At 74.5% G+C, this 17,186-nt stretch carries 14 protein-coding genes; 7 read left to right on the plus strand and 7 right to left on the minus strand.

Annotated elements, in window-relative coordinates; translation table 11 throughout:
- The first annotated feature begins 57 nt into the window (after nucleotides 1-57).
- The 3 genes from qcrA (at nucleotide 58) to GA0070558_RS27335 (ending at nucleotide 3,636) form a co-directional block, all read left to right on the plus strand.
- Nucleotides 58-1,146, plus strand: a complete 1,089-nt coding sequence (gene qcrA / locus GA0070558_RS27325; protein WP_091284839.1) for a cytochrome bc1 complex Rieske iron-sulfur subunit — start codon at nucleotides 58-60, stop codon at nucleotides 1,144-1,146.
- Nucleotides 1,143-2,768 carry a cytochrome bc1 complex cytochrome b subunit gene (gene qcrB, locus GA0070558_RS27330; protein WP_091284841.1) on the plus strand — a complete coding sequence of 542 codons (1,626 nt, stop codon included), beginning with the start codon at nucleotides 1,143-1,145 and terminating at the stop codon, nucleotides 2,766-2,768. Before qcrA ends, qcrB begins: the two co-directional genes overlap by 4 nt.
- 193 nt (nucleotides 2,769-2,961) lie before the next feature.
- Nucleotides 2,962-3,636: a DUF4142 domain-containing protein gene (locus tag GA0070558_RS27335; RefSeq protein WP_043967179.1), complete on the plus strand. Its 675-nt coding sequence runs from the start codon at nucleotides 2,962-2,964 to the stop codon at nucleotides 3,634-3,636.
- A gap of 85 nt (nucleotides 3,637-3,721) precedes the next feature.
- Here GA0070558_RS27335 and GA0070558_RS27340 read toward each other — a convergent pair whose 3' ends face one another.
- The 5 genes from GA0070558_RS27340 to GA0070558_RS27360 form a co-directional block, all read right to left on the minus strand.
- On the minus strand, nucleotides 3,722-4,009 hold the full coding sequence (locus GA0070558_RS27340; RefSeq protein WP_043967181.1) for an Lrp/AsnC family transcriptional regulator: 288 nt from the start codon (nucleotides 4,007-4,009) through the stop codon (nucleotides 3,722-3,724).
- 491 nt (nucleotides 4,010-4,500) lie between these two features.
- Complete coding sequence (locus tag GA0070558_RS27345) at nucleotides 4,501-5,397, minus strand: nucleotidyltransferase family protein (RefSeq protein ID WP_439709638.1); 897 nt, start codon at nucleotides 5,395-5,397, stop codon at nucleotides 4,501-4,503.
- A complete protein-coding gene (locus tag GA0070558_RS27350) occupies nucleotides 5,394-5,927 on the minus strand; it encodes an NUDIX hydrolase (protein ID WP_091284843.1) in 534 nt (177 codons plus the stop codon). The genes GA0070558_RS27345 and GA0070558_RS27350 overlap by 4 nt, the downstream gene beginning before the upstream one ends.
- Nucleotides 5,928-5,980: 53 nt before the next feature.
- Complete coding sequence (locus GA0070558_RS27355; protein ID WP_091284845.1) at nucleotides 5,981-7,768, minus strand: RelA/SpoT family protein; 1,788 nt, start codon at nucleotides 7,766-7,768, stop codon at nucleotides 5,981-5,983.
- 128 nt (nucleotides 7,769-7,896) lie between these two features.
- Nucleotides 7,897-9,654, minus strand: a complete 1,758-nt coding sequence (locus GA0070558_RS27360) for a DEDD exonuclease domain-containing protein (RefSeq protein WP_091284847.1) — start codon at nucleotides 9,652-9,654, stop codon at nucleotides 7,897-7,899.
- A 329-nt stretch (nucleotides 9,655-9,983) separates the two neighbouring features.
- Between GA0070558_RS27360 and GA0070558_RS27365 the strand changes: the two genes are divergently transcribed.
- From GA0070558_RS27365 to GA0070558_RS27380, 4 genes are all read left to right on the plus strand, one after another.
- The gene (locus GA0070558_RS27365) at nucleotides 9,984-11,333 is read left to right on the plus strand and encodes an NYN domain-containing protein (RefSeq protein ID WP_439709641.1); all 1,350 of its coding nucleotides are present in this window, start codon (nucleotides 9,984-9,986) and stop codon (nucleotides 11,331-11,333) included.
- Nucleotides 11,334-11,535: 202 nt separating this feature from the next.
- A complete protein-coding gene (locus GA0070558_RS27370) occupies nucleotides 11,536-11,787 on the plus strand; it encodes a hypothetical protein (RefSeq protein WP_091284852.1) in 252 nt (83 codons plus the stop codon).
- 198 nt (nucleotides 11,788-11,985) lie between these two features.
- Nucleotides 11,986-13,245, plus strand: coding sequence for a M48 family metallopeptidase (locus GA0070558_RS27375; protein WP_091284854.1), 1,260 nt, complete (start codon nucleotides 11,986-11,988; stop codon nucleotides 13,243-13,245).
- Entirely contained in the window at nucleotides 13,242-14,366 is a 1,125-nt protein-coding gene (locus tag GA0070558_RS27380; RefSeq protein WP_091284857.1) for a glycosyltransferase family 4 protein, read from the plus strand. Before GA0070558_RS27375 ends, GA0070558_RS27380 begins: the two co-directional genes overlap by 4 nt.
- Nucleotides 14,367-14,376: 10 nt before the next feature.
- Here GA0070558_RS27380 and GA0070558_RS27385 read toward each other — a convergent pair whose 3' ends face one another.
- Together GA0070558_RS27385 and GA0070558_RS27390 are read right to left on the minus strand one after the other, a co-directional pair.
- A complete protein-coding gene (locus GA0070558_RS27385; protein WP_439709640.1) occupies nucleotides 14,377-16,200 on the minus strand; it encodes a putative bifunctional diguanylate cyclase/phosphodiesterase in 1,824 nt (607 codons plus the stop codon).
- Nucleotides 16,175-16,987, minus strand: a complete 813-nt coding sequence (locus GA0070558_RS27390) for an SAM-dependent methyltransferase (protein WP_091284861.1) — start codon at nucleotides 16,985-16,987, stop codon at nucleotides 16,175-16,177. The genes GA0070558_RS27385 and GA0070558_RS27390 overlap by 26 nt, the downstream gene beginning before the upstream one ends.
- Between the last annotated feature and the right edge of the window lie 199 nt (nucleotides 16,988-17,186).

The following is a 17,186-nucleotide window of genomic DNA, read 5'->3' on the forward strand; positions in this document are numbered from 1 at the left end:
CATTCGATTCAGCGCTGCGGTGCCGCGGTCCGGCACCGCCCGTAGCGAGGTGACGGCATGAGCACCAAGACCGAGCACCAGGCCCACCAGGGCCCGGAGCCGCTCGACGTCCACGACCCGCGGCTGAGCCGGTTCGACATCGTCCGGGAGGGCGCGCGCCGGGACGACATCGAGATCGTCCACTACGAGGAGCAGGTCGTCCCGGGCAGCAAGGCCGAGCGCCGGCTGACCCGCACGGTCGCCTCGATGTTCCTGCTGACCGGCCTGGCCGCCACCGCGTTCCTGGTCGTCTACATCTGGTGGCCGTGGGAGTACGAGCCGGGCAGCGGCGGGGACAAGTACTACACCCCGCTGCTCGGCCTCACCCTCGGCGTCGCCCTGCTGGGCATCGGATTCGGCATCCTGACCTGGGGCAAGAAGCTGCTGCCCAAGGAGGTCTCGATCCAGGACCGCCACGAGAACGACCCGAACGTGGCGGAGAGCCGCAAGATCACCGGCGAGACGATGCTCTACCTCGCCGACGAGATGGGCGTGAAGCGTCGCCCGCTGCTGGGCATCTCGCTGCTGGCCGGCCTCGCGCCCGTCGGCGCGGTCGCGGCGGCCCCGCTGGTCGGCGGCCTGATCTCCAACCCGCACAAGAACAACCAGATGTTCACCACCGGCTTCGCGCCGGCCGACGGCCGCAAGATCCGGCTGGTCCGCGAGGACGGCCGGCCGATCCGCCCGGCCGACATCAGCGCCGGCGGCCAGCTCACCGTCTTCCCCGGCATCGAGCACGGGGTGAGCAACAAGCACGCCGACTCCCCGACGCTGCTGATCCACCTGCGGGAGTCCGACGCCCAGGTGTCCCGCGAGGCCAACCAGCGGGTCGGCCACGGGAACTACATGTGGGGCAACTACGCGGCGTTCTCCAAGATCTGCACGCACGCGGGCTGCCCGGCGAGCCTGTACGAGCAGCAGACCAACCGGCTGCTCTGCCCGTGCCACCAGTCGCAGTTCCTGATCACCGACAACGCCCGGCCGGTCTTCGGCCCCGCGAGCCGGCGGCTGCCGCAGCTGCCGATCGAGGTGGACGACGAGGGCTTCTTCGTGGCGCGGTCGGACTACACCGAGACCGTCGGGCCTGACTTCTGGGAGCGGCCGTGAAGCGTCGTAAGTTGGACATGGCGTCCGTTCCGGGCAAGGCCGCGGTGGGGGTGGACGATCGCTTCGGGGTTTCCACGCCGCTGCGCAAGCTGCTGAACAAGGTCTTCCCCGACCACTGGTCGTTCCTGCTCGGCGAGATCGCGCTGTTCTCGTTCGTCGTGCTGCTGCTGACCGGCGTCTTCCTCACGTTCTTCTACGAGCCCGCGATGACCGAGGTGGTCTACAACGGCAGCTACGCCCCGCTGCGGGGCACGCCGATGTCGGCCGCGTACGCCTCCAGCCTGGACATCTCGTTCGACGTCCGCGGCGGCCTGATCATGCGGCAGATGCACCACTGGTCGGCGCTGCTGTTCATGGCCGCGATCGTCGTGCACATGCTGCGGGTCTTCTTCACCGGCGCGTTCCGCAAGCCGCGCGAGACCAACTGGATCATCGGCTCGCTGCTGTTCTGGGTGGGCTTCCTCGCCGGCTTCACCGGCTACTCGCTGCCGGACGACGGCCTCTCCGGCACCGGCCTGCGGATCGCCTCCGGCATCATGCTGTCGATCCCGGTGATCGGCTCCTGGGTCACCTCGTCGATCTTCGGCGGGGAGTTCCCGGGCGAGATCATCATCAGCCGGTTCTTCATCGCCCACGTGCTGCTCATCCCGGGTCTGCTGGTGGCGCTGATCAGCGCCCACCTCGGCCTGGTCTTCAAGCAGAAGCACACCCAGTGGCCCGGCCCCGGCCGGACCAACGACAACGTGGTCGGCGAGCGGATGTTCCCGCGCTACGCGCTCAAGCAGGGCGGCTTCTTCATGGTCGTCTTCGGCGTGATCGCGCTGATGGGCGGCCTGTTCCAGATCAACCCGATCTGGTATTTCGGCCCGTACGAGGCGTGGGTGGTCTCGGCCGCCAGCCAGCCCGACTGGTACGTCATGTTCCTCGACGGCTCGACCCGCCTCATGCCCGCGTGGGAGATCAACATCCCGATCGGCGACGGGTACGTCATCCCGCCGCTGTTCTGGCCCACCGTCGTACTGCCGGGCGTCCTGGTCGGCCTCTCCACGCTCTACCCGTTCGTGGAGGCCCGCCGGCTCAAGGACTACCGCAGCCACAACCTGCTCCAGCGCCCCCGCGACGTCCCCGAGCGGACCGCGATCGGCGCGATGGCGGTGGCGTTCTACATCGTGCTGACCCTCTCCGGCGGCAACGACGTGATCGCGGACAAGTTCCACATCAGCCTCAACGCGATGACCTGGGCGGGCCGGATCGGCCTGCTGGTGATCCCGCCGCTGGCGTACTACGTGACCTACCGGATCTGCCTCGGCCTCCAGCAGCACGACCGGGAGGTGCTGGCCCACGGCGTGGAGACCGGCATCATCCGCCGGCTGCCGGACGGCCGGTTCGAGGAGGTCCACCAGCCGCTGGCCGCCGGTGGCCACGACGGCCACGCGGAGCTGGAGTACGCCGGCTGGGTGGTGCCCAAGAAGATGAACCGGCTCGGTGCCCTCGGGCCCGCCATCCGGGGCTTCTTCTACCCCATCGAGAAGCCGGCCGAGGCGCCGGTTTCGCCGGGGCACCCGCCGGTCGAGCCCCTGCCGGAGCGCAAGGAGATCAGCAGCGGGGAGAGCCGCCGCTGAGCCACTGACCGCCCGCAAGCCGCACGTGGCGCCCGCCGAACCCTCGGCGGGCGCCACGTCCCGTTTCCGCCCCCGGGCGACCGCCGAGCGTCGCCGGCACCCCGGCGCCTCCCGCGAGGCGGCTGCGGATTCGCAGGGTTAATCCGGGTCAGCCGGGTATCCGTGCGGTCCAACGGAAAACGGGGAGGGAAACATGTTGGGTCTCAAGCGCCTCGGACTGCTCGCCGCCCTGGTGGTGGCGGGGCTGGCGCCCGCGGCGGCGGCGCAGGCCGCACAGCCGTCGACGCAGGACAGCCAGTATCTGCAGGCGCTGCACCAGGTGAACCTCGCGGAGATCGAGTCCGGGAACCTGGCGCAGCAGAAGGGCCAGAACCAGCAGGTCAAGGACCTGGGTGCCCAGTTCGTGACGGATCACACCCAGCTCGACCAGACGGTGCAGGACACCGCGCAGCAGCTCAACGTGAAGCTGCCGGGCGCCCCGACAGCCGACCAGCAGAAGGTCATCAACAAGCTGAAGAAGCTCAGCGGCGCCGAGTTCGACAAGGCGTGGGTGACCGCCGAGCTGGCGGGTCACGTCCAGGCCATCCAGGCCACCCAGACGGAGATCTCGCAGGGCACCGAGCAGTCGGTGGTCCAGCTGGCCCAGAACGCCCTGCCGGTGCTCCAGGCGCACTATGACGCGCTGGTGGCCCTGGCCCAGACCCTGGGCGTCCCGGTCCCGCAGACCAGCGCCAGCGGTACGCCCAGCCCGGGTGCGACCACCACGACGCCGGCTCCGGGCGGCAGCAGCGAGGCCCCGGCCCCGGGCGGCACCTTCGAGTCGCCGACCCCGGAGAACACCGAGACGCCGGCCCCGAGCGTGAGCTGACGTCGCGACACCCCAGGTGGTGGCCAGCCCTCCGGACCGGTGGGCTGGCCACCCCGTCGTGTCGTGGGGTGGCGTGGCGGCGGGGTCAGTCCGTGCCGGCCAGCCCGATCGCGAACGCCTCCTCCAGGTCATGCTGCGAGTAGGCCCGGAAGGCGATGTGCGACTCGGTGTTGATCACCCCGGGCACCTTGGAGATGCTGCCGGCGATGACCTGGGCGATCTGGTCGAACTCCCGCACCCGCACGATGGCGATCAGGTCGACGTGCCCGGCCACCGAGTAGACCTCGCTGACCCCGGGCAGGGCGGCCAGGTTCTCGGCCACCTCGGGGATCGAGTCGGTGGCGCAGTCGATCAGGACGATCGCGGTGATCACTGGTCTGCCCTTCGTCGCGCGTGCACGCCACGCCGGTGGTGGCGTCGACGACCATCGTAGGCCCGTCCGACGGGTCCCGGGCAGCGGTGGGGTGTGACCCGGCGGAAGCACCCGTGACGGCCACGCTCGGCCACGCTCCGCGATCGCCGTGGAAGCATTCGTGGGTGCGGACCCGTTCTCACTCTGCGCCAGCGCCTTCGGGCCCGACCGACGTCCCCCGCCCCCTTTGCTCTGCACCCACGGACGCAACGCTGCGTGGAGCTGCGCGAATGCGTCATCACGACGTGGGCGGGGGCGGCGACCCGATCACTTTGGGTGACCGCTGCGTGGATGGGTGCAGAGCAAAGGAGGCGGAACGGCGGGTGGGTCGGCGGGGCCTTCGATCGCGATCCGTCACGTACCGGGTGGGCCGGGGGACCGGAGCCGGCCACCGCAGGCCGAGGCCGGCCGAGGCAGGTCGGGCGGAACCCAGCCTGCGATGGCCCCAGCGCTCAGCGGGGCTCCGCCGTGACGGTCAGGCCCCCGGCGACGCGGACCGCCCCGGTCAGGTGCTCCCCGGCGGCCACCTCCGCGCCCGGCCAGAGCACCGAGCGGGTCACCTCGCCCCGCACAATCGCCCCCGCGCCCACCACGGCCTCCCGGCAGCGGCCGGTGACCGTCGCGGTCGGGTCGACCAGGTTGCCGCCGCCCGCCGCGTGCAGGTTGGCCGCCAGGTAGTCGGCGGGCGTGCCGGTGTCGTAGAAAATGCCGGCGTACGGCACGACGGTCAGCGCCCCGGCCGCCTCGGCCGGCCGCCACACCGCCCGGACCAGGTCGCCCGGCTCCACCGCGAGGCCCCGCACCAGCCGCCACGGCAGCAGCGAGAAGCCGGTGAAGCGGTGGCCCGAGAAGGTGCCGGGGGCGGCCGGGTCGGCGGCGGGCTGGCCGAGCAGGCGTACGGTCTCGCCGTCCCAGCCGGCGAGCAGCGCGGCGATGTCCGGCCCCGGATCGGCGGCCGGGTCGGCGAGGTACGCGTCGGCGTTGCCGACCAGCACGCCCCGGCCGGCGATCCAGTCCCGCAGGTTGGCCACCCCACCGGCGGTGCCGAGCGGGGCGCCCGGCTCGACCGAGAGATGGGCCCGGCCGCCGACGTGCGCGACGACCTGCTCGCCGAGGTAACAGGAGTTCACCGCCACCCGGGCCGGGCCGGCGAGCCCGAGCCCGGCGAGCCGGGCCAGCGCCCGGTCGAGCAGCGGCACGTTGCCCACCGGGCAGAGCGCCTTCGGCAGCCGTTCGGTGAGCGGGCGCAGCCGGGTCCCCTCGCCGGCGGCCAGCACCACCGCGCAGACCTCCGGAGCCCCGGCCGGGCCCACCGAGCGCCCCGGCCCGCCGGGCGCCGAGGCGGTCACGCCGACGGTCCGGGCGGCGCCTCACCGGCGCGCGGCCCGATGCCGTAGCGTCCCAGCAGGTTCGCCGTGGCGCGGCTCAGCCTCGGCAGGTCGTCCAGCGGATGCCAGGCGGCCTCGAAGACCTCGGCGCCGTCGACCGTCAGCCTCGTCGTCGACGCTGGGACCTCCGCCTCGAAGACGACGTCCACCCACCCCTTGGCGTGCACCACGGCGTTCGGCACCGCCGGGCTCAGCCGGTCGGGGGAGAGGCGCACCCCGGACTCCTCGAACAGCTCGCGGGCCGCGCCGACGACCGGCTCCTCGCCGCGCTGCAGCAGCCCCGCCGGGAGCGTCCAGCTGTGCCCCGGGGGCTGGCGCAGCAGCAGCAGACGGCCGGGGCCGTCGGCCTCGGCGTCGCGCACCAGGGTGACCGCCCCCACGATGTACTTCGGTGTGGCGAGCCGGACCAGCCGGCGGCGCATCGACACGGGCAGCCGGTAGAACACCTGGTAGGCGAAGGCCCGTCCGGTGGCTCGGGAGCGGGGGATCATCGCCTTAGGCTAGTGGCCGACGCGGGGCGGGCCGGGCACCGGGGGCGGAAACGTCACTGGCGGTGGTCGACCAGGTCGATGAGCTGCAGGACCACCGCGTCCGGTTCGAGGGCCCGGTCGAAGACCGCCACCAGCAGGGTCTCCAGGTCGGGATAGCCCAGCTCCTCCGACAGCCGCAGCAGCGGCAGGTCGTTGGCCAGCCCCCGGTCGTGCTTGCGCAGCGCCAGCCCGATCGTGGCCCGGCCGAGGCGGACCTTGTCGGCGATGGAGATGCCCGGCTCGGTGTGCTCGGCGAACCAGCGGTTGATCTGCATCTGGGCGTGCGGGGACTTGACGAAGCCGAGCCATTCCCGGCGGGGGCCGCGCGGGGCGACGTCCGCCTCGAAGCCGGACTCCGCGTCGGACTCGGTGAAGATCTCCACCACGTCGCCCTCCTCCAGCTCCGAGGAGAGCGGGGCGAGCCGGCCGTTGATCCGGGCCGCCAGGCAGCGGTCGCCGCGGTCGGGGCCCAGCTCGTACGCCACGTCGACCGGGGTGGCGCCTGCCGGCAGCACCACCTGCCGCCCCTCGACGACGACCTGGATCTGCGCCTCGGCCAGGTCGCAGCGCAGCGACTCCAGGAACTGCGCCGGGTCGGGCGCCTCCTGCTCCCAGTCGAGCACCCGGCGCAGCCAGTCGAGCTGCTCGGCCTGCGCGGCCGCCCCGGCGGGGCGCGGGAAACGGAAGTCGGCGGCGATGCCGTACTCGGCGGCGCGGTGCATCTCCTCGGTGCGGATCAGCACCTCGACCGTGCGGTCCTTCGGCCCGCACACGCTGGTGTGCAGGGAGCGGTAGAGGTTGTTCTTCGGGGAGGCGATGAAGTCCTTGAACCGGCCCGGCACGGGCCGCCAGAGCCCGTGCACCGCGCCGAGGGCGGCGTAACAGTCGGTCGCCGGCCCGGCCACGACGATCACGATCCGGGGCAGGTCGAACGGGACACTGTGCCCGCCGGCGACGGTGTCCTTCCAGATCGAGTAGAGGTGCCGGGGGCGGGGGGAGACCTGGGCGTCGACGCGGCTGCGGCGCAGCGCCACCTTCGCCTTGGCGACCACGTCGTCGAGGTATGCCGACCAGCCGGGCCGGTCGTGCACGAACCGCGCGATGCGGGCGTGCTCGTCGGGCTCCAGGTGCAGCAGCACCACGTCGTCCAGCTCGCGTTTGAGGGTCTGGATGCCGAGCCGGTCGCAGAGCGGGACGAGCACCTCCAGCGTCTTGCGGGCGATCCGCTCCCGCGACGCGGCCGAGCGGACCCCGAGGGTGCGCATGTTGTGCAGCCGGTCGGCCAGCTTGATGATCAGGACCCGGACGTCCTTGCCGGCCGCGACGATCATCTTGCGGGTGGTCTCCGCCTCCGCGGCCTTGCCGTAGAACGCCTTGTCGAACTTCGTCACCCCGTCGACCAGGTGGGCCACCTCGCCGCCGAAGTCCTCCGCGAGGGCCTGCAGCGTGTAGCGGGTGTCCTCCACCGTGTCGTGCAGCAGCGCGGCCACCAGCGTGGTGGCGTCCATGCCCAGCTCGGCACAGATCTGGGCGACCGCGAGCGGGTGGGTGATGTACGGCTCGCCGCTCTTGCGGAACTGGCCGCGGTGCATGTTCTCCGCGATCGTGTACGCCCGGCGCAGCACCGACGCCTCCGTGCCGGGGTGGATGCCCCGGTGCGTGCGGATCAGGTGGGTGACCGGGTCTGTTTCGCCGGTGGGCCAGCTCAGCAGCGACCGCAGCCGCCGCGCCAGGGGCAGGTCGCCCGGCTGGGTCGGGAGCGCGCCCCCCAGGGCGGCGCCGTGTCCGGCGTCGACGTCCACGAGGGACACCTCCTCACCCCGGCCCCTCGGTCACCGGGCACGGCGACCGGGAGCAGGCCCACGAAACGGGCAGTACTGCACTTCCTTAACAGCCTAAGCGAGTCGAGGTCGTCCGATCGGTCACTTGGTCATGGGCGTTCGGTCGAGAGTTGGTGAGATGCGGCGCTCTCGATCTTGCTGAGCAGGTCACGGAAGCGGGCCGCCCCGGCGGCCGGGGACGCCCAGCCGGAGGACATCTCCACCAACCGGGTCTCGGCTCGCTCCAACCAGGACAGGATGCGCTCGGACTCCTCGGCGGAGGCCCGGGGCACCGGGCCGGGGCCGGGCGGCACCGTCTCGGCGGTCGCCCGGATCAACTCGATCGTCGGTCGCGGGTGGACACCGGGCGGGGAGACCCCGGCCCCGGCCAGCCGGCCGTGCCGGACCAGGGCCAGCTCCCAGCCGCCCCGGGCGGCCGGCCGGGCGGCGGCCAGCTCGGCGATCCCGGCCAGCGCGGTCAACCGTTGCATCCGGACGGTGGCCCGCAGCACCGCCGCGAGCCGGGACCGCACCACCGCCGCCTCCTCGTACCGCTGGTCGGCCGCCAGCGCCCCGATGCGGGCCAGCAGCGCGTGCACCACGGACCCCGGGTCGGTGGCGGTGGCCGCGCGGAACGGGTCGACGGCGCGGGCCGCGTACTCCCCCGGGGTGATCCGGTGTTCGCAGGGCGCCGGGCAGCGACCCAGCTCGGCCAGCGCGCACGCCGGGGTGACCGTGCGCAGCGACAACCGGTGGGTGCACTGGCGCAGCGGGAGCGCGTCGTGGAAGCCGGCGGCGGCCAGCTCCGCCGCCCGTTGCGAGCCGAACGGGCCGAGGTAGGCCTCGTCGCCGGGGGCCAGCGACCGCACCACCGACAACCGGGGGTAGGGCCCGTCGGTGAGCTTGAGCCAGACCATCCGCTCGGGGAACTTGGACCGCCGGTTGTACGGCGGCGCGTGCGCGCCGATCAGCCGCAGCTCGCGCACCTCGGCCTCCAGCGAGTGGGCGCACTCGACCGCCTCCACCCGCTCGGCGGCGGCCAGCATCTCCGACATCCGGGCCCGCTTCTCGGCGGCCGTGAAGTAGCTGCGCACCCGGGTGGCGATGTCGCCGGAGGTGCCGACGTAGAGCGGCCGGTCGTCGGCGGCCCGGAAGATGTAGACCCCCGGCACCTTCGGCAGCCCGTCGGCGAGGTGGCGCTTGCGCCGCTGCGTCGGGGTGACCGCCCGGGCGAACTCGATCGCCTCCCCGACGGTGTCGACCCGGTGCCCGCCGAGGCGCGCGATGAGGCCGTGCAGCACGTCGACGGTGGCCTTTGCGTCGTCGAGCGCCCGGTGGGTGGGCCGGGTGGCCGTGCGGAAGTAGGCCGACAGGGTGCCCAGCTTGCGGTTGGGCACCTCGTCGCGGCTGAGCACCCGCCGGGCCAGCGCCGCCGTGTCCAGCACCCGGGGGTTGGGCCAGCGGTAGCCGTGCCGGGCGCAGGCGGCCTTGAGGAAACCGACGTCGTACGGTGCGTTGTGCGCGACCAGCACCGCGTCGGCGACGAACTCCAGGAAGCTCGGCAGCACCTGCTCGATCGGCGGCGCGGGAATCAGCATGGCCTGGGTGATGCCGGTCAGCACGGTGATGAACGGGGGGATCGGCACGCCCGGGTTGACCAGCGTGGCCAGCACGCCCAGCTCCTCGCCGCCGCGCACCTTCACCGCGCCGATCTCGGTGATGCCGCCGCCGTCCGGCGCGCCGCCCGTGGTCTCCAGGTCGACCACCACGAACGTCGTCGCGTACAGCGGCAGCGCCGGATCCACGGCGCCGCCCGCCGCCTGGCCCAGCCCGGCGAGCGCCTGCTGGACGTATTCCGCTCCGCCCACCCCGGGCACGGTAGACCCCGGGTCCGACACTCGCGCAACAACAGCCCCACGGGTCACCCCTGGGGCTAGGATGAGAGATCAGCTCACTCACCGGGCGGTGGGCCCGGTCGCGGTGGGAGACTTGCCACATGCCCCTCACCGAGCCGCACGACGACAACCTCCCGCAGGAGGAGTCGGTCGCCGCCGTGCGCCACCCCGGTGAGGACGCCCCGACCGCCGGGGCGGGCACCGTGCCCGAGCAGGAGCCGGGGGCGGAGTCGGAGCTGTCGGAGCCCGCGTCTGAGCCGAGGCTGTCGGAGCCGGAGCCGGAGCCGGAGCCGGAGCCGGAGCTGGTGCGGTCGGAGTCCGAGCCGGAACCAGGGCCCGAGTCCGAGCCGGAGCCGACGCTGCCGGAGCCCGTGCGGCAGCGGATCGTCGCGCTCACCGCCGCCGTCCTGCCGGTCCTGCCCGGCGACGAGGTGCCCGTGCCGCTGCGCCGGGTGGCCAAGTTCGCGCCCAACCGGCGGGCCCGGCTGGGCGCGCCGATGATCGCCGCCCAGCTCACCGCCGATCCGCTGTTCCGGCAGCGGATCACCGCCCGGGTGCTCGCCGACTCCGGCGACCTCGGTGCCGCCGTGGTCGCCGGCACCGCCCCCGCCGCGGCCGACCCGGTCGAGGTCGCCGCGCTGGCCTACCTGGCCCGGCCCCGGGGCTGGCGGGAGCTGATCGACGCCAGCGGGGCGGCGGTGCGTGCCGAGGCGGACAAGGCCGTCGTCGACGAGCTGGTCCGCGAGGCCGAGCAGCGCGCCACCCGGGCCGAGCACGACCGGGCCGTGGCCCGGGTCGAGGCCGACAAGCTCCGCGACGAGCTGGCCCGGGTCCGCGACGAGCTCGGCCAGCTCCGCGAGGAGAACCGGCAGCTCGCCCGCACGCTGCGCGAGGCACAGGCCCGGGAGCGCAGGGCGGCCGAGCTGCTGGCCACCGAGCGGGGCCGGGCCAGCCGCGCCGCGACTGAGGCAGACGCCGAGCTGCGTCGTGCCCGGGCCCGGCTGGCCGAGGCCGAGGCGGCGGCCGGGGTGGCCCGCGCCAGCGCCAAGGAGGCCCGCTCCGTCGACGACGCGAAGCTCTGGCTGCTGCTGGAGACGATCGGGCAGGCCGCCGTCGGGCTGCGCCGCGAGCTGGCGCTCGACCCGGTCGACCGGCTCCCCGCCGACTTCGTGGCCGACACCTTCGCCGACCAGCCCAACGCCACCCCGGCCGGCGCCGCCACCCGGGCCCGCGACACCGACGACCCGGCCCGGCTCGACCAGCTGCTCGCGCTGCCGAAGGCGCACCTGGTGGTGGACGGCTACAACGTGACGAAGCGGGGCTTCGGCGAGATGTCGCTGGAGCAGCAGCGCAAGCGGCTGATCACCGGGCTGGGCGGGATCGCGGCGCAGACCGGGGACGAGGTCACCGTGGTCTTCGACGGCGCCGAGCGGATGCACGGCCTGCCGCCGGCCCCGCGCGGCGTGCGGGTGCTCTTCTCCCGCAAGGGCGAGACCGCCGACGAGCTGATCCGCCGGCTGGTCCGCGCCGAGCCGCCCGGCCGTCCGGTCGTCGTGGTCTCCTCCGACCGCGAGGTCGCCGACGGGGTACGCCGGCACGGCGCGTACCCGCTCGGCGCCGACTCGCTGCTGCGCCGCCTCGCCCGGTCCTGACCGGCCACGCCGCCCCGTTCCCGGCTCGTCGCGGCCCGGCGGCCGTGCGCACGGCCGGACTCCTTGCGCGGTTCTGGGGCGGAAGCTGGCCGGTTGTCCGAATCTGTCGTACCCCGGCCGTAGTGTCGGCGTGACCGACGGTGGTCGGGCGGTGGCGACGCCGCCCCGGCCCGTCCACCGACGCATCGCTTCAGGAGGAACGATGCTGATCGACTGCGACAGGTGCCGGGTCCGGGGCGCGGGCTGCGGCGGCTGCCTGGTGACCGCCCTGTTCGACGACGAGGCCCCCGGGGTGGATCTCGGCCTCGGCGAGCTGCGGGCCATCGAGGTGTTCGCCCGCGCCGGCTTCGACGTCGAGGTGCTGCCCGCCGCCAGCGCGTCGCCCGCCGCCGACGCGGCCACGCCCCCGCCCCGGGTGCCCCGTCCCAGCCGGACCCGCCGCCGCGCCGCGTAGCGCCCGCCCACCCGCCCGCCGGGTCGGGCTGGCCATGTCGGGGACATGGCGGGGTCGGGGGCATGCCGATACCGCCATGTCCCCGACATGACGACGTGACCACCCCGGTCGGCCCTGCCGCCGTCGGCAATAGGATGAGCGCTCACGGCGGGAGGAGCGACGGATGGGGCGCGTACGAGGCGAGCGCGGGGTGGCCCGGTGACGCCGCGCGGCTGGGCGGTGCTCACCCTCGCCGGGCTCACCGTCGCGCTGCTCGTCGCCGTCGCCCTGCTCGTGCCCTGGCACCGGCCGCCCGCCCCGCGCGCCGACCAGCTCGCCGCCCTGCGGGACCTCCCCGCCGAGCAGGTCGCCCGGGCCCGCGCCTTCCGTGGCGCGCTGCGCCCCGGCGGCTGGGCCGCCCTCGCCGTGGGCCTGCTGGTGGCCCTGGCCGTCGGCCTGACCCCGCTGGGCGGTCGCCTGGTGGAGCTGGTGGCCCGCCCGTTCGGCGGCCACTGGATCGCCCAGGCGGTGCTCGGCGGGCTCGCCGTGCTGCTCGTCGCCGACCTGCTCACCCTGCCGTTCGCCGCCTGGCGGCAGACGATCCTCACCCGCTACGGGCTGAGCACCCAGGGCTGGGCCGGCTGGACGACCGACCTGCTCAAGTCGTACGCCGTCAGCGCCGTGATCGGCGCGCTCGCCCTGCTCGGCTTCTACACCGTCGTCCGGCTCGCCCCGCGCTGGTGGTGGGCCCTCGGCGCGGCCGGCGCGGCCGGGCTGGTGGTGCTGCTGTCGTTCGTGCTGCCGGTGCTGGTGGAGCCGGTGTTCAACCGGTTCACCCCGATGGAGCAGGGCCCGCTGCGCACCGAGCTGACGGCCCTGGCGGCCCGCGACGGGGTGCCGGTGCGCGACGTGCTGGTCGCCGACGCGTCCCGGCGCACCCGCGCGGTCAACGCGTACGTCTCCGGGCTCGGGCCGACCCGCCGGGTCGTCGTCTACGACACGCTGCTGCGCGAGGCGACCCCGGCCGAGGTGACCAGCGTCGTCGCGCACGAGCTGGGGCACGCCAAGGACCGCGACGTCTGGACGGGCACCCTCACCGGGGCGCTGGGCGCCGCGCTGGGCGTGGTCGTGCTCTACCTGCTCGGCTCCGCCGGCCCGCTGCTGCGCCTGGCCGGCGTCGACTCGATCGTCGAGCCGCGCGCGTTCCCGCTGCTGCTCGCGCTGGTCACGGTGGCCGGCCTGGCGACCGCGCCGGCCCAGGCGCTGGTGTCCCGCCGGGTCGAGGCGCGGGCCGACGCGCACGCCCTCGCCCTCACCGGCGACCCGGCCACCTTCGAGGCGATGCAGCGCCGCCTGGCCGGGGTGAACCTGGCCGACCCCGACCCGCCCCGCTGGGAATACCTCTACTCGGCGTCGCACCCGTCCACGGTCGAGCGGATGGCCGCCGCCCGCGCCTACGCCAGGGAGACCGGCCGATGAGCCGCACGCTGCTGATCACCAACGACTTCCCGCCCCGCCAGGGCGGTATCCAGTCCTTCGTGCACAACCTCGCCGTGCGCCAACCCACCGGCTCCGTGGTGGTCTACGCCTCCAGTTGGCGGGGGGCGGAGAAGTTCGACGCCGACCAGCCGTTCGAGGTGGTGCGGGAGCGCACCAAGGTGCTGCTGCCCACCCCGCTGATCGCCCGCCGGGCCGCCCGGCTGGCCCGCCGGCACGACTGCGACACCGTCTGGTTCGGGGCGGCGGCCCCGCTCGGGCTGCTCGCCGCCGGGCTGCGCCGCCGCGCCGGGGTCCGCCGGGTGGTCGCCCTGACCCACGGGCACGAGGTGGGGTGGGCCGCGCTGCCCGGTGCCCGCACGGCGTTGCGCCGGATCGGCCGCGGCGCGGACGTGATCACCTACCTGGGCGAGTACACCCGGGTCCGGCTGGAGCGGGCGCTGCACGGCCTGACGGAGCTGCACCGGCTGGCCCCCGGGGTCGACGTCGACACGTATCATCCGTCGGTCGACGGCGAGCCGGTGCGGGCCCGGCTCGGCCTCGCGGACCGGCCGGTGGTGGTCTGCGTCTCCCGCCTGGTGCCGCGCAAGGGCCAGGACATGCTGATCCGGGCCCTGCCGGAGATCCGCCGCCGGGTGCCCGACGCGGCACTGCTGGTCGTCGGCGGCGGGCCCTACCGGGGCGACCTGGAGAAGCTGGCCCGGCAGACCGGCGTCGAGCGGGACGTCGTCTTCACCGGCTCGGTGCCCGCGGCGGAGCTGCCGGCCCACTACGCGGCCGGCGACGTCTACGCGATGCCCTGCCGCACCCGCAACCGGGGCCTGGACGTCGAGGGGCTCGGCATCGTCTATCTGGAGGCGTCGGCCACGGGCCTGCCGGTGGTGGCCGGCGACTCCGGCGGCGCGCCGGACGCCGTCCGCGAGGGCGAGACGGGGTACGTGGTCCCCGGCCGCGACGTCGCCCAGCTCGCCGACCGGGTGGCCACCCTGCTCGCCGACCGGGACCTGGCCCGGCAGCTCGGCGCGGCCGGCCGGGCGTGGGTGGAGCGGGAATGGCGCTGGGAGACCCAGGCCGCCCGGCTGGCCGCCCTCCTCGCCGGCTGACCCCGCCGCCTCACCCGGCGGACAGGCGCTCCAGCAGGCGCGCGGCGGGCGCCGGCTTGCCGAAGTGCCAGCCCTGGGCGGCGTCGCAGCCGATGGCCCGCAGCCGGTCGGCCTGCCCCTCGGTCTCGACCCCCTCGGCCGTCACGGTCAGGTCCAGCGCGTGCGCCAGCGAGACCAGGGAGGCGAGGATCCGCTCGTCGGTGCGGCTCGCCGGGTCGTCCGCCGGGGCGCGCAGCCCCGCCACGAACTCCCCGGCCACCTTCAGCTCGGTCACCGGCAGGTCCCGCAGGTACGCCAGGTTGCAGTAACCGGTGCCGAAGTCGTCGATGGCGATCCGCACGCCCATGTCGGCCAGCACCCGCAGGGCGCGCACCGGTTCCTCCACCGCGCTCATCATGGTGCTCTCGGTGACCTCCAGCTGGAGCCGTTCGGGCGGCAGGCCGGTGCGTTCGAGGACGTCGCGCACCTCCCGCACCAGGCCGGGGCGGTGCACCTGGCGGACCGCCAGGTTGACGCTGACGAACGGCGCGGCGGCGCCGAACGACGACCAGGACGCCGCCTCCCGGCACGCCTCGGCGAGCACCCAGCTGCCCAGCGGCACGATCAGCCCGGTCTCCTCGGCCAGCTCGATGAAGCTGCCCGGGTAGAGCTTGCCCAGCTCCGGGTGCCGCCAGCGGACCAGCGCCTCGACGCCGAGCACCCGGCCGTCGCGCAGGGACGTCAGCGGCTGGTAGTCGAGGTGGAACTCGCCCCGGTCGAGGGCCGCCGGTATCGCCGCGGACAGGGCGTACCGGGCCAGCTCGCGGCGGCTGCGCTCGACGTCGAACAGCGACCAGCGCGCGCCGCCGTCCGCCTTGGCCCAGTGCAGCGTGGCGTCGGCGGCCCGCATCAGGTCGACCGGGGTGGTGCCGGCCACGGGCCGCTCGACGATGCCGATGCTCGCCGACACGGTCAGCTCGTGCCCGTCGACCAGGGCCGGTTCGCTGACCGCCGCGAGCGCCGTCTCGGCCACCTTCACCACGTCGTCGGTGCCCGCCGTGCGTTCGACCAGGATGACGAACTCGTCGCCGCCGAGGCGGGCGACCAGGTGCTCGCCGAGCGCGCGGCGCAGCCGGTCGGCCACCGACACCAGCAGCATGTCGCCGACCTGGTGGCCGAGGGAGTCGTTGACCACCTTGAAGCGGTCCAGGTCGAGGAAGCACACCCCGACCCGGTCCGCGCCCCGGCCGGGGGAGTCGATCGCGGCGGCCAGCCGCTCGGTGAACAGCGTGCGGTTGGGCAGGTCGGTCAGCGGGTCGTGGGTGGCCTGGTGGCGGAACCGGGCCTCGCTGTCCCGCAGGGCCCGCTCGGCCTCCGCGCGGGCCACCATCGCGGCCCGGCGGATCGACTCCTGCTCGTCGAGCGTCCGGTCCCGCAGCGCCCGGGCGTAGCCCGTCGCCACGGTGGCCAGCAGCCGGGCCATCCGGTCCTCGACGTCCTCGGTGACCAGCCCCAGGTCGCGCAGCAGCCGGAGCTGGATGACCTCGATGGTCCGGCCCAGGCCCTCGGCGGAGGCGATGTGCGCCGCCACCAGCTCGGCGCCGACCTGGTGGCCGACCCGCACGTCGAACGGCTCGGACACCAGCGCTGCGGCCAGCCGCCCGGTGAGCCGGTGCAGCAACGCCTCCAGCTGGGCCTGCGTCATCGGCAGGTAGCTGGTGCCGGAGACCGCCTTCGCCCAGGCCCGGGCGAACACGCTCGGGCAGCAGGCGGGCGCCCCCGGGCAGGGCCCGCCGGGGGCTGACGGGCCTGACGGGTCGTCCGGATGCTCACCCACCGAGCCGCCCGACGCCACCCATGAAGACCGCCTTCTCGGCGTCCTCGGCGCTCTCCGGGGTCTCGGGCCGCCACTGCGGCACCCAGACCACCCCCGGGTCGACCAGCCCGAAGCCGTCGAAGAGGGCGGTCAGCTGCCGCCGGCTGCGGATGACCAGCGGGTTGTCGGTGCGCTGGTAGACCGCCTCGGCCTCCTCGCGTTCCCCGGTGTCGTGCCGGTCGTCGTCGCTGGCCTGCGACAGCACCAGGTAGCTGCCCGGGGCGAGCGCCGCGCGCAGGGTCCGCAGGATCTCGTCGGGCCGGTCCTCGTCGGGCACGAAGTGCAGCACCGCCACGATCATCACCGCGACCGGCTGGGAGAAGTCGAGCATCCGGTTGACCTCGGGGTGGGCCAGGATCCGCTCCGGGTGGCGCAGGTCCTCCTGCAGGACGACCGCCCGGTCGTTGCCGCTGAGGATCTCCCGGCTGTGCGCCACGGCCACCGGGTCGACGTCGACGTAGACCACCCGGGACTCCGGGGCGATCCGCTGGGCGATCTCGTGCACGTTGCCGACGGTCGGGATGCCGGAGCCGATGTCGAGGAACTGGCGGATGCCCTGCTCGGCGAGGAACTGCACCGCCCGGCGCAGGAACGCCCGGTTGGCCTGGGCCATCAACGGGGCGTCGGGCACCGCGGCCACCATCGCCCGCGCGGCGGCCCGGTCGGCGGCGAAGTTGTGCGAGCCGCCGAGATAGTAGTCGTACATGCGGGCCACGCTGGGGCGCTCGATGTCGATCGTGTCGGGTGCCCAGTCCGGCCGCTGCATGCCCTACCCCTTTTGTCAACGACGCGGGCCACGCCGCCCGCGCGGGTCACCCGGGTATTCTGCCCCGCCCGCCGGGCGGGTGACCAGAGAGGGCCGCCGTCGTCGCGCCCGGCCGGCCGGCCGGAGGGTCCCGTTGACCGGACCCGCCGGCCGTCGCGCAAGCCCCCCGGCCGGTGACTGCCGGCCGGGCGGGACGGCG

The sequence above is a fragment of the Micromonospora haikouensis genome (assembly GCF_900091595.1).
In the GTDB taxonomy this organism is placed as follows: Bacteria; Actinomycetota; Actinomycetes; order Mycobacteriales; family Micromonosporaceae; genus Micromonospora; species Micromonospora haikouensis.